Origin of the sequence: Paenibacillus xylanilyticus (assembly GCF_013359935.1) — a bacterium.
GTDB lineage: Bacteria > Bacillota > Bacilli > Paenibacillales > Paenibacillaceae > Paenibacillus > Paenibacillus xylanilyticus.
This window is the reverse complement of the sequence record NZ_JABMCB010000201.1, coordinates 172,856-189,286: the sequence shown is the minus strand read 5'-3', so window position 1 is coordinate 189,286 and position 16,431 is coordinate 172,856. Positions and strand designations below refer to the sequence as shown.

The following is a 16,431-nucleotide window of genomic DNA, read 5'->3' as shown; positions in this document are numbered from 1 at the left end:
ATATATATGCTATCTGGTTTTTCAATGTCCTTCCTTGTGTTTCCGTTTCCAACGTCGGCATTTATTTCACCTGTTCCCCTTGTCGCCTCAATGAATCTATCCTATTATGTAACAATATGCTTAGGCACAATACATTATCAGGCGCTGATCCCTCGTGACCGCGACCAAAGGAGAAAAGTACATGTCCATGCAAACTTCATTATCCAAGGACGCTGCGATGCGTTCGAAAAACCAACCCGGATTGGATGCCCAAAGCACCGTTTACCGGATTCTAATTGCCATCAGTCTGGTTCACTTATTTAACGACTCGATCCAGTCTGTCATTCCGGCTATTTTTCCAATCCTGAAAGACTCCATGCACCTTACATATACCCAGATCGGATGGATATCCTTCGCCATCAACTTTACCGCATCCATCATGCAGCCTGTCGTTGGCTGGTTTGCGGACAAAAAACCTACGCCTTCGATCCTGCCGATCGGAATGGGTTTCACATTTACCGGCATGCTGTTGCTGGCATTTGCCGACAGTTATATGGCTGTCCTGATCTCGGTCATCTTCGTCGGACTTGGTTCGGCAGCTTTTCACCCGGAGGGTTCCAGGGTATCCCATATGGCCGCAGGACCACGCCGGGGTCTCGCCCAATCCATCTTTCAGGTGGGTGGTAACGCCGGACAGTCTCTCGCTCCGCTATTGACGAGATGGATCTTCATCCCGTTCGGATTGTTTGGTGCCATCGGATTCACTGGCATTGCAGCCATGGGGATCGCGGTACAGATCTATATAGCCCGCTGGTATGGCCGCATGCTGCAATCGGGAGGTTACCTGCGCAAACAGGCGGCTGCCCGCCGTGCCCCCAATCCGGCATTACGCAAAAAAATTGCAGCTGCCATCACCATTCTGATCCTGCTCGTCTTTGTCCGTTCGTGGTATGTCGCTTCCATCGGTAGCTTTTATGCGTTTAATCTGAAGGATATGTTTAACCTGTCCACGGAGGACGCACAGATCTATATCTTCCTGTTCCTGGCTGCAGGTGCATTGGGCACATTCTTCGGCGGTCCCCTCGCGGACCGTTTCGGCAAACGCAACATGATCTTCCTGTCGATGGCCGGAGCTGCTCCGCTGGCCCTGCTGCTGCCTTATGCCAATCTGTTCTGGACCGGCGTGCTGCTGACCATTATCGGATTCATCATGCTGTCCAGCTTCTCAGTGACCGTAGTGTATGCACAAATGCTCATTCCGGGCAAAATCGGAACCGTCTCCGGCCTGATCACTGGACTGGCATTTGGTATGGGAGGGCTCGGTGCACTCGTGCTGGGGAACTGGATCGACGTGTTCGGTGTATCTCCAGTCATGCAGATGTGCAGCTTCCTGCCGCTGATCGGCATATTCACCTTCCTGCTCCCATCGGATAAGGTGCTGAAACGCTGGGCGGAAGAAAACGGAAGTGAAGAATAACGGATATACATCGATCTGAACATGAGATATCTTACAACTTGCTGCACTCCACTTGCTGTATCTTTCAGAATCAGATTTAGATAGCATCCAATACAATCACAAAGGGTTCCCGCCTTCGTCTGGTACGCAGATAAGCGGGAACCCTTTTGTTATGAATGATTACTTCAAGCGCTGAAGAATCAGCCTTTTTTTGTATAACATTTTACCTGCTTCGGCGACATCCCGAATCGTATTTTTGTTGCTCACCGAACCAAACACCATGCCGGCAATCGGAATGAGCTGGAACAGCTTTTTCCAGCCGAAGGATTCACTGTAGGAATTAAAAACCTCCCGCCAGCCCTGCATCTGTGAAACCACCTGTACCTGCTTGTCCGGATTGTCGTACTCGGCCAGTTCATCAATAATGGCCTTCTTGCCTACAATATCGGCGGAGGAAAATTGCAGGCATTTAACGATAAATATCCGCTCCTGGGGATCATCCGGGTCATAACCGTAACATAATGCCATTTCCTGAAGTACTTTCAGGGAAAGCCCCATCACCAGCGGAATATCCGCTGCAATCGTTACAATTCCGCCAATTCCCGTCGCGGCACCTTGTGCTGCGGCAAACTTGGTTCTGCTCTCGGTAATATTGTCGGCAACACGGTCCAAAACTTCAAGTGGCAGCTTCTCCACGCTATGAATTTTTGCGGTCCCTTCTGCCTCGGCATCCTGTTCCAGGCGATAGGTATAGTCTGTCATGGAATAACCGGACTTTTCCGCTTCCTCTTGAAGCAGCTTGGTCACCTTCTTTTTTTGAACGAGAAATTTGCCGCCATTCTGCACGTACTGTCCGACTTCGTTCAAGGCGTCACCAATTTTTTGTTTGATCGCTTTTGGCATTACTTTATCCAGCATCGCAAATGGCAAACGACCGATTTTATCCCAAATAAACAAGTCCTTCTGTTCTTTTTCCCACTTCAAAATCTGTTCAAGCTCCTGATCCAATGTCTCGCGTGAATCCATATGTGGTCCTCCTGTATGTTCGATTAATTCTTTCGCTATGGATTGTATACGTTGTTGAAGCGGCTATGGTTACTTCATTTAAACTCCTGGGCATCTACCCGGAATTCTTCAATCCCCTACGTGTCGCACAGCAAAGCTTTAATCGGATTGATTTTGCCTGGAAACACAAGACCAAACATCAGATTGAAAAATAAAAACAAACCAAAAACCCACCGTCCATGTTTATATGGTTGCGGCGGGTTTTAAGTATATTATAGCAAGTTGTACGTTCCTTCATGAAGCGATCCTTGAAAGGACAAACCGGAAACGGTTCGGCTTATTTGCCGGAAGGCTGAGCTTCAGCGGTATAACCGGTCGGAATGTCGGTCTCCGCCGTAACCTCTGTAATAACCATCGGGTACATCATGTCCGGATCTGGCTGAATGATGGAGTACAGCACGATGGCACGTCCATCCTTCTCCAGTTTGACATCATCAATCTTCAAACCGTAACCAGGATGTGGCATTTCAGCAGTGAGCTTGACCTTGGTTGTTTTGTCATCGACCTTGGTGGTTGTCACTTCAGGTACGATGGCTTGCTGGCCTTCACCGGGATTCGTCGGAGCGGGCTCTGCCGAGCCGCCATTGCCGTGTTTATCCACAAACTCAAGTGCATTGAAGATCATGCTTGCAGCCTCCATACGGGTAAGCGACTGATCTGGACGGAAATTCCCGTCCTTATCCAGTTCAATGATGTTCATGTTCAGCAGGTTCTGGACTGCAGATATGGCGTCCTTACCGATTTTATTTTCGTCCTTAACAAGATTATACTTCATGATGACCGGATAATTCCCGGTTGTGTTAATGCCTTCATGAAGCAAAATAACAAATTGCTCACGTGTCATCTTGCCTTGGGGATTCAATTCTACCGGAATGGACAGACCATTCTGGGTTGCAGCCTGTACCGCATCTGCATACCAGGTATCCGGACTGATTTTATTTTGCGCGGAAGCGGCTGCGTATTCATTTTTCAATCCAAATGCCTTCACAATCAGTTGAACACCCTGCGGCTCGGACAATGCGAGATCCGGACGGAACAAATCCGCCGTTACACCGCTGACAATCCCTTTTGATCTCAGGGAATCCACAATCGTTTTTTGTCCTTCATCTTTTACGTCCGAAAAAGCGAGTACAGATGCACCTCCTGCCGTCAGAGAAACGCAAAGTGCAAGTGCTGCAGCCAATCCTTTTTTATGTTTCATTTCCTGGCACCTCCTAAGTAGTAGTAAACCCTATTTTTGACTTCTTCAATCCTACAGACGGGACATCTTCAAGAAATGTTTCAGAGAATTCGACATTGGGACAATACCTGTGCAAAAAACTACATATCCATGTCTGAATGGCCTGTGAACTTTCACTTTTATGCCCTTCTTCCATGCTTCGTTGACAATGATTCGGATTAGCGCAAAAATAAGATAAAGAAAGAAATCATTTGTTTTACGGATAAACAGCAAACGGGATCGCATAAAGTAAGAGGGCACGACGCGCTAATTTCAGGTGTCGGCCCTTTTCTTGCCTCCGCAGCGTAACCAACTTCCACCTGAACAAAGGAGAACCAATGATATGTCCAAGACAGGATTACTTCGAAGCTATGTCGTCAGCAACTGGCCCGTGTATCTGGTTGCCGTTGTGCTGATTATTGCCTCCAATGTCGGTCAGGCCTCTTTACCCCGAATTTTGGGCAGTTTCACGGACCAGCTCATGCAAAATACTCTTCAAATGGACACCGTCATCCGGTATAGTCTGTGGCTTCTGGCTATAGCCATCGCTTATAACCTTCTCTTCGGTACTGGGCAGTTCATGATTATGAGACTTGGACGACGCTTCGAATTCATGACACGTGAGCGCATATTCGGCAAGTTCTCCGAACTGAGTGAGCACTACTTTTCCAAGCAGGGTAACGGGAAGCTGCTCAGTTATGTCATGAATGACGTCACCTCCGTGCGTGAAGCCATATCCAATGGAGTGACGATGATGACAAACGCCACCTTCCTGTTGTTGTCCTGTATCGTGATGATGCTGCTTAGCGGAATTCCGATGAGTCTCATCCTGATCAGTATCGTGCCCTTGCTGGCGATTCCCTTTCTGGTTGTGTTTTTCGGTCCCCGCATTCGGAAGCGTTCCCGTGATGTGCAGGACGCCCTCGCGAGCATGACCGAATCTGCAGAAGAGCAGCTGGGCGGCATCCGCGTAACGAAGACCTTTGCCATCGAAGACGGCGCTCGGGCACGATTTGGAGCAACGGTGGATGCCATCAAGGAAAAGCAATTGCGGCTCGTTCGCCTCTCTTCCCTGTTTCAAGCACTGCTGCCACTGCTTGGTGCCATTTCGCTGGTCGTTTCCCTTCTGGTTGGCGGGATTCTGACGATGCAAAATTCCATTACACTCGGAAGCTTTGTGGCATTGACACTATACTTGCGAATCATCATGGGCCCGCTTCAGCAGATTGGCAATGTGATCAATACCATGCAGCGATCGGGAGCGTCACTCGAACGGGTTAACGATCTGCTGACGGAAGAACCGGATGTGCGGGAAGTCTCCGGGGCTAAAACACTCGGTGCGGTCAATGACATTACCATTGATGACCTGTCCTTTTCCTATCCAGGCAGTTCGGCTTCGGCACTCAAACACATCAGTCTGAAGATTGGGGCTGGACAGACCGTAGGTATTGTAGGCAAAACCGGATCAGGCAAAAGCACACTGGTTAAACTATTGCTTCGTACATATGAACCGCCTGAAGGAACGATTCAAATGAATGGTACGGACATACGGCAGCTTTCGCTGGAAAGTCTTCGTTCCCGCATCGCCTATGTCCCGCAGGATGGTTTCCTGTTTAGCACTACCATTCGTGACAATATTGCATTCAGCGACCGGGAGGTACCACTCGATACCGTGGAACGCAGTGCAAAGCAGGCCATGATCTACGACAACATCATTCGTTTCCCGGATCAATTCGACACGCTGCTCGGTGAACGCGGGCTGACGTTGTCCGGTGGTCAGCGTCAACGAACCAGTCTGGCCCGTGGATTGATCAAAAAAGCCCAGGTGCTCATTCTGGATGACAGCATGAGTGCGGTGGACGCTGTCACCGAAAGCGGCATTCTGCGCAGCCTGCGGGAAATCGGCAAAGGCAAGACCACCCTGATTATTTCTCACCGCATCAGTGCCGTCCGCCATGCGGATGAAATTATCGTCCTTGATGAAGGACGAATTGCAGAACAGGGAACTCACTCACAATTGATGGCTGCGGAAGGGTTGTATGCTGCAACCTACCGTTTACAGGAGGAGGGATTGCATCATGAGGGATCATAAGGGTCGCAGCCATACCGAAACGAGTTCCGCACTGCAGTCTCCATCCGGGAACAACGCTGATTCAGCTTCAGCAAAAGAACACGGTAAACGTTCTTCTTTTAAAGCGATGATGGGCTACGCCAAACCACACCGGTTTGCCTTTCTGGGCATTTTTTTATGCTCCTTGCTTGGGATCTCTGCCGATCTGCTCCAGCCGTATCTGGTCAAAATAGCTATTGATGACCATCTGGCGATTGGCCAGACCAGCGTGGGATTTCTCGTAAAACTGGCAGCCGTCTATCTGGCACTGGCCATAATCAGCTTTATTTTCACCTATATACAAAATAACTTGCTGCAGCATGTCGGGCAGAACATCGTCTCTCTCATTCGCAAAGACCTCTTCCGGCATATCTCCAAAATGTCCATGTCCTTCTTCGACCGCTTCCATATTGGCAGCCTGGTCACGAATGTGTCCAGTGACACGGAGACGATCAGCAGCTTCTTCACCCAGGTTCTGCTCAGCCTGATTCGGGATGGCATGATGCTGGTGCTCATTATCTTCTTTATGTTCCAGCTTGATCCGGTACTCGCAGGGTACTCCCTGATTGTACTGCCTGTGATTGCCATCGTTGCGGTATTGTTTCGCAGCAAGCTGCGCCAAGCCTATCAGAATGCCCGTACCCGTCTCTCCCGTCTGATTGCTTTTACGGCGGAGAATCTGTCCGGCATGTTTCTGATTCAGGTTTTCCATCAGGAGGAAGAACAGAAGAAACGCTTCACGGAGCAGAATAAACTTCACTTAAAGGCCAACATTACCCAGGCCCGCTCCAATGTCATCTTTAACCGAACGTTTGACATCCTGGGCAATGCGGCTCTGGTGATGATGGTCTGGCTTGGCGGACGTGCCGTGCTGGGTGAGTCGCTGCAGGTCGGGGTGCTCTACGCGTTTATCAGCTATATCCGCCAGTTTTTTCAGCCAATCAACCAAATTACGATGCAATGGAATACGTTCCAATCCACCACCGTTTCCATGGATCGAATCTGGAACATTCTGAATACCCGTCCGGAAGTCGCTGATCCGAAAACCGGAACGGCCTCTTCATTGGAGCCACGTGACGTGATGGGGCAAATTGATTTTAACGATGTGTCATTCGGCTATCGGGCAGACCGCCCACTTATTCAACATTTGAACCTGCACCTTTACCCAGGGGAAATGGTCGGCATTGTGGGAACAACGGGAGCTGGCAAAAGCACATTGATCTCCCTGCTTAATCGGTTCTACGATGTAAACCAGGGCAGCATCGAAATTGATGGCACAGACATTCGGCGTCTGCCTCAGGCCAAACTTCACCGGATCGTGGGCCTTATTCAGCAGGAACCTTTCCTGTTCTCAGGCTCCATTATTGACAATGTCCGCATGTTTCGCGAGGATATTACGCGAGAGCAGGCCATTGAAGCCTGCCGTTTTGTCGGCGCACATGTCATGATCTCACGGCTGCCGCAGGGATATGATACCCGCCTCTCCGAACGCGGCAGCGGACTGTCTGCCGGGGAGCGCCAGCTGATTTCTTTTGCACGGATTGTGGTGTTCCAGCCACGTATCCTCATTCTCGATGAGGCTACGGCCAATCTGGATTCCCATACGGAACAGCTGGTGCAACAAGCACTGGAAACCGTTTCTCAGGGAAGAACCACGATCGTCATCGCACATCGCCTGTCTACCGTTATGCACGCCGACCGTATTCTGGTCATGGAGCATGGGGAAATTGTCGAGGAAGGATCTCATCAGCATCTGATTGAAGCCAAAGGTATCTACGCGGATCTGTACACCCATGCACGGGAAGCCGGCGGTGACACAGCCATCTCAGGATAAACGAATGCCTATACATGCCGCCTGCGCTGCAGTGCGGCATGTTTTTCTTTTGGGCAGATTGAACATTACCTATCTCATGTAAATATTGTATCGGCGTGTTATTCACCGCGAAAACGGGTTGTATAACATATAGGAGAATATCATTACATCTTGAAGGAGTGCAGGTTCAATGAAAATTCAATTGATTCGACATGCCACCCTATGGCTGGAATATGGAAATCTGAACATCCTCGTTGATCCCATGTTTATGGACCCTGAGATGATGCCTGCTTTTCCTGACACACCTAATGATTTGCCTAATCCGAGGGTTTCCCTGCCGGAAACAGAGACAGATTACACGAGTCCGGATCTGGTCATTGTTACTCATACCCATGTGGATCATTGGGATGCAGCCGCTGCGGAGCAGCTTCGCAAGGATGTACCCCTGCTGTGTCAGCCAGGGGATGAGAATGTATTTACCGAAGCCGGCTTCACCAACGTTACTGCTGTGGATGAGAAGCATGAATACCACTCGGTTCGTTTTGCACGAACATCTGGGCAGCATGGTACAGGAGAAATTGGGGAACGGATGGGTAAGGTGTCCGGTTTTGTACTGGAGGCAGATGGGGAACCCGTATCGTATATTGCAGGGGACACGATCTGGTGTAACGAACCGGCCGAGGCTATTCGGCGCTATCAACCCGAAGTGATTGTTGTGAATGCGGGAGGCGCACGTTTTACCCATGGCGATCCGATCACCATGGACGGTCCTGATGTGGCTGCAGTGATAAGGCAAGCACCGGATGCGCATGTCATTGCTGTTCATATGGATGCCATTAATCACTGCATGATGTCCCGCACGGACCTCTCCAGTTATTTGGCTTCCGAACAATTGCACGAACAGGTGCTCATTCCCCGGGATGGAGAAAGCTTTGTTTTTGATTCGAAGTTGTGAACTTTCGAGAATTGAAAGTCACCCTAAAAACGAAAAACTGGATGCGTTTGATTCGCATCCAGTCTTTTTATCTTGAACCTTCAATTCTATTGCTGAATTTTCAGTCGAATGACGTTCCATGAAGCTTTCGCCAAACTTGCGGTAACCAGGGTACCTGACACTTCTGCACCACCACGATTATGCGGAGCTACGCGATTCGGCTGTGCAGCGGTATTCGCTGCTTTGAGATCATCACTTTCCAGCACGATATGCTCCAGCAGGCTGCATTGACCAAAACTGCGCAGATCCACTTCAAGCTGGAGTGCATCTTCCAGATGGCGGTTTACGGCAAACACAGTCACTTCACCCTGCTCTTCATTATGAACCGCAATACCTTCCAGGTACGGAACATCCGTAATTTGTTTGGTATCGTATTTCGGAGATTGAATCAGCGGCACAAGCGCTGTTCCGCGTCCAAATACGGAAGCGTGCATAAACGGATAGAAAATCGTCTGTCTCCAGGCCGCACCACCCGTATCTGTCATGATCGGAGCGATAACGTTGACCAGCTGTGCCAGGCAAGCCATCTTCACACGATCCGCATGCTTGAGCATGCTAATCAGCATACAGCCGACAAGCAGCGCATCCTCATGGTTGTATACGTCCTCCAGCTGTGGAGGTGCAATCTGCCATGGGTCCAGCTTCTTGTCACTCTCGTTGGAGTGGTACCATACGTTCCATTCATCAAAGGACAGGTACATCGTTTTCTTGCTGCGCTTCTTCGCTTTGATATAATCACAAGTCGCCATAACCGTCTCTATAAACCGATCCATTTCCAGTGAACGCGCCAGGAACGTTGGTGTATCCTGATCCGCGTTGCCGTAATACTGATGGAGAGACAGGTATTCAACATGATCATAGGTATGATCGAGCACCGTCGCTTCCCATTCCGGGAACGTCGGCATGCCAAGCGATGAACTACCACAGGCAACCAGTTCAATGGTGGGATCTGTCCATTTCATGACTTTGGCCGCTTCCAGCGCAACCCGTCCATATTCTTCTGCCGTTTTATGACCAATCTGCCATGGGCCGTCCATCTCGTTACCCAAACACCATGTTTTGACCGCATGAGGCTCTTTGTAACCATGCTTGATCCGCAGATCACTGTAATACGAACCTTCCGGATGGTTGCTGTACTCCACGATGTTCCGGGCTGCATCCACACCCCTTGTTCCCAAATTGACGGCCATCATCACTTCTGAATTTGCAAGTTTGGACCAGTCCACAAATTCATTGAAACCGAATTCATTTGTCTCAATGGTTCTCCAGGCCAGTTCAAGTCTGCGTTTACGTTCTGCCACCGGGCCTACGGAATCTTCCCAATTGTAACCGGATACAAAGTTTCCCCCAGGATAACGGACAATCGGAACCTGCAGCTCCTTGACCATCTCCAGCACATCCGTACGGAATCCCGCCTCGTTCGCCGAGGAGTGTCCTGGCTCATAAATACCGCCGTATACGGCACGTCCGAGATGCTCAATGAATGAACCATATAAACGTTTGTCAACTACACCAATTGTGAAATCCTTGTCTACCGTCATTTTTGCTTTTACCATCGTGAAGTTCAGCTCCTTAAGATTAATATAAAAATTAATTGATAATCTATGGATCAACGTTCATATTTATATTAAAATCGATTATAACGCCAATTTCAACCTGAATTTTTAAAAATGTTATTCTTTTGGATGGATTTATGTTTGACTTAATTCTAGAACTTGATAATGGAGGAACCCCCTTGATTAGAGCAAATACTGATGCAGAATGGCTGCCCCTATATGAAGCACTCGCCAGCGAGGTCCGTTTGCAGATTATACGACTTGTTGCGGAGAACCCGATGAACGTAAAAGATATTGCGGCTTCTCTTGGCCTAAGCAGTGCGATTGTAACGATGCACGTTCGAAAGCTGCAGGATGTAGGCATCATCCAGTCCAAGATGGTCCGCAAGGATGGTGGTACTCACAAAATGAACAGCCTTGCCATTGATTGGATTGGCATCTCCATGCCGCAGGAAACCGGAACATCCAGCAAGGTTCATGAAGTTGCCGTTCCCGTCGGACATTACACCCATTTTGATGTATATCCCACTTGTGGTCTGGCTACGTCCAGCCATGTGATCGGGCAATACGACGATCCGCGTTACTTCCTGGACCCGGAACGGATGCATGCGCATATTCTCTGGTTTGGACGCGGATTTGTGGAATACAAAATTCCAAACTACATTTTATCCGGACAGCAGATCAACTCCATTGAACTTTCGCTGGAGATCGGTTCTGAAGCGCCCTCGGTCAATCCGAATTGGCCCTCGGATATTACTTTTATGCTCAATGGAATAGTTGTGGGTGAATGGACAAGCCCGGGTGATTCGGGGAATGGACGGGGTGTATTTACCCCTGACTGGTGGAGTGAGAGTGTCAATCAATACGGCATGCTGAAGGTGCTGCGAATTACCCAGGAAGGAACGTTTATTGATGGGCAGCGTGTCTCTGAAGTCACACTTTCGGATATTCCGGTGGAACGCAATCAATGGACATTGCGGCTGTCTGTTGAGGAGGACGCGCAGCATGTGGGCGGCCTTACCTTATACGGTGAAGGATTCGGTAACTATAATCAGGATATTATGTTCCGTCTCTACTACCAGGATTAAAAACAGGACCAAAAAAACCTTCCATCTGCCGTCTTCGGCAATGATGGAAGGTCCTTTGCTGTATCCAAATTTCCTATCTCACGATCCTATTTATTCTGCGTGAGCTCCGAAATTGGCCTGTTGCTGATCTTACAGTGCACTTCCGCCATAGAGGAAGCGGTATTCCCAGTGCTTGCCCGAGATGTCACTGGTCGTTACTCCGCCACCAGCGTTGGAATAGGTGTGCAGTACCTTTCCGTCTCCAAGATAGATTCCGACATGCGTAATTCTTGCAGTAGACTTGTTAACCCCAGCGTAAGAGGAAGCTTTCGTGCCTTTATACGACATAAAGAACATCAAATCCCCACGCTTCAGTTTAGTCCAATCCGTCTTAACGGCACCTTTGCCTTTTACATAAGTGCCCTGCTGGCGTGAATCTGCAGGAAGCTTGATTCCGAGTGCATCGATAAATGCCTGGCGGACAAAGCTGGAGCAGTCAAAAGTAGCGGTACTGTTTCTGCTCGCTCCGAATTCATAAGGTGTTCCCCAATATTTCATGCCAGCGGCAATAACTTTCTCTACAGCTGCACTGCCTGTCTCAGAAGTACTGCTGCCCGAACCGGAAGTCGTTGTGCTTCCGCTAACAGCTTTTGTGTATTTTGAAGAAGAGGATATGTAGCCTGTCCGATTGCTGGAATCTTGTACTTTATACCATGCAGATCCGGATTTTTTAAGTACGGTAACAGTCTCCCCTTTTGGTACCATACGAACAACGCCAGCAGAAGATGATGGTGAAGTACGCATGTTAACTCCCCAGATTACTTTCAGTTTGGAATGTTCAACAGCTGCTGCGGAAACCGGTGCCGTTAGTACTCCTGTTGTCAGACTTCCCATCAGCATCGTTGCTGTTAGACTTGCGGTAATGATTTTGCTTTTCCAGTTCATGATGTCGTGTTCCCCCTGATGTTACAGAATTTTAACCTGGCTTCGTTCTCTCCGGGCTTGCCCCATTGTAAACGGGCTGTCCATTGCGATCATCAGACCAAAGTCCTGTATTCATCTCAGGCCATTTGAGCACTAAGAATCAGGAATGAAACCGTCATCCACATGGAAAACAGCAGGAATATGAAGTGTTTCCCAAAGGTTAAAATATTGTAACTATTTGATACCACTTCGTTTCCAGCCGTTACGGGTAGTTTATTTCAACTAAATCAGAATATAGGTCCATATACCCACCATCGCAATGTTAATTTCCATAAGTGGTAAACATTACTATGTCCACAATCAACAGAAACTGCCGCTTTATTGATTCAAATTCCTAACAGCTACTTCAGGCATTCCTTCTCTTCTCGAAAAATAGATAGGTCAAAATTACCTTAGAGCAAAAAAGACGGTTACTCATGACGCCTGATCGCGCGCATGAAGTAACCGTCTCTGGTAGTTTCTATACTTTGAATTTGTTGATCTGTTCCTGCAATTCTTCTGCCATTTTGGAAAGAGAAGCTGCTGAAGATGCAATCTCTTCCATGGAAGCCAGCTGTTCTTCGGTTGCCGCAGAGACATTGTGTACTCCGCCTGATGCCTCTTCAGCTATGTTGGAGATTTGGTCCACATACCGAACCACTTCATCCGTACTTGCTGACATTTCTTCCGATCCGGCAGATACTTCCTGAATTTCTCCAGCGACCTTGTTTACTGCTTCCGAGATTTGCTCAAAGGCTTGTCCTGCCGCAGTAACCATCTCTATTCCGGCTTCGGTTTCACTGCTGTTCACTTTTACCGCCTGTACCGCATGGTTCGTATCATTCTGAATGAGCTGTACCAGTTCCGTAATTTTTTGCGCGGATTCCGATGATTCTTCAGCCAATTTACGAACCTCTCCGGCAACAACGGCGAAACCTCGTCCGTGTTCCCCTGCACGTGCAGCCTCAATCGCGGCATTCAATGCAAGAAGGTTGGTTTGACGGGCGATGTTGTTAATTACCTCTGTGATGCTGCCAATCTCAGCAGAACGTTCTCCCAGCCCTGTAACGAGCTCAGTAAGTGAAGCAATGGAAGTACGAACCGATCCCATTTGATCCACAGCCTGCTGGATAATCATATTCCCTTCAGCCGATTGATTCGCTGCATCCACAGCAGATACGGATACACTCTGAGCAAGCTCTGCAATCTGTTCCGAACCGATGGCCATCTCACTCATCGCCTGGGAAGAACGTTTCACCATGTTCACCTGGTCCGAAGTGCCGACAGCCAACTGCTCGACCGTCGCGGAGATTTGCTCGGATGCTTGCGTATTTTGCTCTGAACTCGCCAGCAGTTCTTCCGACGAAGCGGCTACCTGTTCGGAAGTCATGGAAACGGACTGAATCATCGCACGCAGGTTTTCCGTCATCGTGTTGAAGGAAGTAGCCAACGTGCCAAGCTCATCCTTATTTTTAAGCATGATCGTTTCACCTGTTAGATCACCATTCGCAATCAGCATCGCTGAAGCGTTCATCTTTTGAATCGGTCTCGAGATAATGCTAGCAATGAAGAATGCAATAAAGACTGCGATCAGGAAGGCAATAATTGTTACTACCAAAATGATGATAAAGGCACTATTGGCTTCATCCAACGAGTCAGCTGTAGCTTGTCCCGCTAATTCATTGCTCATCGTAATCAACTGGGCAATGCTATCATTGGCTTTATCCCATAATGGATAGGCTTCTGTATGAAGCCTGCTGGCTCCCCCGAAATTATTAGCCATACCCAGCTCTACAAATTCAGGCATTTTCGCCAAATAGGCATCATAGTTGGTGCTGAACGTATTATACAGTGCCATTGCCTCGTCACTGCCCTTAACAAGCTCAAGTAGCTGTTTGCGCTCATCCTCAATCTTGACTTTCAGCTGCTCCAAGGATTCACTTATCTCTGCAATTGAATTCTCATCCGTCTCAACAATGGCTGCAAGAGCCTGACGCTCCACATCGGAAACATCACCGTTCATCGTGCCAAGCAGACTAACGCTGGGCATCCACATCTGGTCGATTTCTTCAGAAGTTTTGGACATCCCCTGAATCTGAGTCAATGCATAGGTAGTTACAAACGCAAGCAATGCAACCACAACCAGAAACCCAGCCAACAACTTCATGCGAATCGTTAACCTCATTTTCCCCACTCCTCAAATTAGCCATAAACTAATACATATGAATAATATATCGACACCTATCGACATGAATTGTAGATATGCGAATTTAATTTTCAGAAATTTCATGTAACTTCGAAAATAAAAACAAAAAAGCCTTAAGTCTTTGGTCTAGCCAAAAACTCAAGACTCTAATGTAAAGTGTACGCCCTTCCCTACTCAATGGCATCCATTCATTTCTACCGAAAAACCCGCCGATGGATGTTGATAAAGAAATCCGGAATCGACTTGGTATAGTGACGCGTCGCGATCAGAATGACGCTGACCAGGCTGCCCAGAATAAATCCGCCCAAAATATCTCCCGGATAATGCACACCCACATATATACGCGAGACACCCGTCAGCACGGCAAGCAGCAGCATCCACAATCCGAAACGGCGTCCGATGAAAAATGAAGCGGCAGCAAGCGCAAATACAAACGAGGCATGTTTGCTTGGAAAAGAGGGATCCGGTACATGCGGAACCAGCTGATGCACATTCCCTTCCACGAACGGCCTTGGATGACCTACTGCCGGGGAAATGCCCCACTTGGCAAGACCAAGGGCCAGAATGGACGCTACACATGCATAAAAGACAATACGCTGCTTGGACGGATTACCCAGAAACCAGACTATAACCAGAAGGGCAATCATAACCCACACTGCATATTCGGCTGAAGTAATCATGAACCAGTCCAGAGGCGGAACCTGGTCCGCGAACTGATTGATCCAGTTAAAGACAGATTGATTCATAAGTGTGTTCATACCTCCATTACATAAAACGTGATTCGTTTTTACACTATAATACCCACCAACTATTTGTCAAACAATACGACTACTGACCGAATATTCGAAATCAAAGAGGACTTTTTCCTTACTTTTTGTTAAAATGGTTTGGGTTACATATCAGTTCAACAATAGAAAGGTGAAGATTATGCTTAAAAAATGGTTGTGGGGGACGACCCTGACCCTGGCACTTGCCGTAACGGGTGTCCTTGTATATTACGGATATTCCATTGTTCATTTTGCCAATAGCATCTCAACCGCTTCAGGTACTTCCTCATCGTCCACATCCACTCCTCAGACAGACCCTGGCAACGACACTTCAACGACTCCAATTCCCAAGTGGGAAGGCAAGGAACGTGTAAACATCCTGCTTCTCGGGGGTGACTCCAGAGGTGACGATGCAGGACGCTCGGATTCCGTGATGGTGGCTTCCATTGATCCCGTGTCCAAACGGGCGCATTTATTCTCCGTCCTGCGAGATACGTATGTGGATATTCCCGGACATGGCAAAAGTAGACTTAACGCTGCCTTTTCCTACGGCGGCGCAGAATTGACCAAACAAACCGTAAGCAATCTGCTCGGTATCCCGATCCAGCATTACGTATACACCGATTTCATCGGATTTATGGCTCTTGTCGATGCTGTCGATGGTATAGATATTGATGTGGAAAAAGACATGTATTACACCAGCAAAGCTGATAAACATATGTACGATATTGATCTAAAAAAAGGACTTCAGCACATGGATGGCAAAACGGCCCTTCAATATGTGCGTTTCCGGCATGATGCCACCTCCGATTTCACCCGTACCGAGCGGCAGCGAATCTTCATGACCGAGCTCGCCAAAAAGCTGCAAAGTACCACGTCACTCTTTAAAATTCCGGACATCCTGGAGGCTGTTGCTCCGTATATTGAGACAGATCTCAGCCCTACACAGATGCTGAAGCTGGCCTCACTCGGGTTTGATATTAACGTGAGTGAAGTGGACAAACAGCAGATTCCGCCAAATAAACTGTTAACCAACGAGCTAGCAGGTTCTGCTCAAGTCTTGGGTGTAGATAAGAGCAAACTCCAGGCCTATATTCAAAATCTGTTTGATGAAGATGCTCAGGCGCAGCAATAATAAACATAATGACGGTGGCCTTAATGGCTGCCGTTTTTTTTATCCTATTTTCACCATTTAATCTCCTCTTAATGTTGAAAGAGTAACCTTTAATGATCATG

The 16,431-nt window shown here is 48.2% G+C and carries 12 protein-coding genes; 6 read left to right on the top strand and 6 right to left on the bottom strand.

The genetic code is table 11. The annotated features are described in order from the left end of the window. Window positions 1-181 precede the first annotated feature (181 nt). Entirely contained in the window at window positions 182-1,456 is a 1,275-nt protein-coding gene (locus HP552_RS25090; protein WP_175398119.1) for an MFS transporter, read from the top strand. Between the two features lie 159 nt (window positions 1,457-1,615). Here the strand turns inward: HP552_RS25090 and HP552_RS25085 are convergent, their stop codons facing one another. Both HP552_RS25085 and HP552_RS25080 read right to left on the bottom strand, forming a co-directional pair. Further along, a complete protein-coding gene (locus HP552_RS25085; RefSeq protein WP_175398118.1) occupies window positions 1,616-2,461 on the bottom strand; it encodes an EcsC family protein in 846 nt (281 codons plus the stop codon). 316 nt (window positions 2,462-2,777) lie between these two features. Beyond that, window positions 2,778-3,701, bottom strand: coding sequence for an S-layer homology domain-containing protein (locus tag HP552_RS25080; RefSeq protein ID WP_175398117.1), 924 nt, complete (start codon window positions 3,699-3,701; stop codon window positions 2,778-2,780). A 361-nt stretch (window positions 3,702-4,062) separates the two neighbouring features. Between HP552_RS25080 and HP552_RS25075 the strand changes: the two genes are divergently transcribed. The 3 genes from HP552_RS25075 (at window position 4,063) to HP552_RS25065 (ending at window position 8,597) form a co-directional block, all read left to right on the top strand. After that, window positions 4,063-5,811, top strand: a complete 1,749-nt coding sequence (locus tag HP552_RS25075) for an ABC transporter ATP-binding protein (protein WP_175398116.1) — start codon at window positions 4,063-4,065, stop codon at window positions 5,809-5,811. Further along, complete coding sequence (locus tag HP552_RS25070; RefSeq protein ID WP_376768986.1) at window positions 5,798-7,663, top strand: ABC transporter ATP-binding protein; 1,866 nt, start codon at window positions 5,798-5,800, stop codon at window positions 7,661-7,663. Before HP552_RS25075 ends, HP552_RS25070 begins: the two co-directional genes overlap by 14 nt. A 169-nt stretch (window positions 7,664-7,832) precedes the next feature. Then, window positions 7,833-8,597, top strand: coding sequence for an MBL fold metallo-hydrolase (locus tag HP552_RS25065; RefSeq protein ID WP_175398115.1), 765 nt, complete (start codon window positions 7,833-7,835; stop codon window positions 8,595-8,597). Window positions 8,598-8,683: 86 nt separating this feature from the next. Here the strand turns inward: HP552_RS25065 and arfA are convergent, their stop codons facing one another. Then, window positions 8,684-10,192, bottom strand: coding sequence for an arabinosylfuranosidase ArfA (gene arfA / locus HP552_RS25060; protein WP_175398114.1), 1,509 nt, complete (start codon window positions 10,190-10,192; stop codon window positions 8,684-8,686). Between the two features lie 182 nt (window positions 10,193-10,374). On the opposite strand from arfA, the gene HP552_RS25055 reads away from it, so the two are divergent. Beyond that, entirely contained in the window at window positions 10,375-11,280 is a 906-nt protein-coding gene (locus HP552_RS25055; protein ID WP_376768990.1) for an ArsR/SmtB family transcription factor, read from the top strand. A gap of 129 nt (window positions 11,281-11,409) precedes the next feature. Here HP552_RS25055 and HP552_RS25050 read toward each other — a convergent pair whose 3' ends face one another. The 3 genes from HP552_RS25050 to HP552_RS25040 form a co-directional block, all read right to left on the bottom strand. After that, window positions 11,410-12,204: a C40 family peptidase gene (locus tag HP552_RS25050; protein WP_175398112.1), complete on the bottom strand. Its 795-nt coding sequence runs from the start codon at window positions 12,202-12,204 to the stop codon at window positions 11,410-11,412. 499 nt (window positions 12,205-12,703) lie between these two features. Then, entirely contained in the window at window positions 12,704-14,407 is a 1,704-nt protein-coding gene (locus HP552_RS25045) for a methyl-accepting chemotaxis protein (RefSeq protein WP_175398111.1), read from the bottom strand. A gap of 215 nt (window positions 14,408-14,622) precedes the next feature. Further along, entirely contained in the window at window positions 14,623-15,174 is a 552-nt protein-coding gene (locus HP552_RS25040; RefSeq protein ID WP_175398110.1) for an undecaprenyl-diphosphatase, read from the bottom strand. Window positions 15,175-15,355: 181 nt separating this feature from the next. Between HP552_RS25040 and HP552_RS25035 the strand changes: the two genes are divergently transcribed. Next, window positions 15,356-16,330 (top strand): LCP family protein, encoded by a 975-nt coding sequence (locus HP552_RS25035; protein WP_175398109.1) that lies wholly within the window; start codon window positions 15,356-15,358, stop codon window positions 16,328-16,330. The last annotated feature ends 101 nt before the right edge of the window (window positions 16,331-16,431 follow it).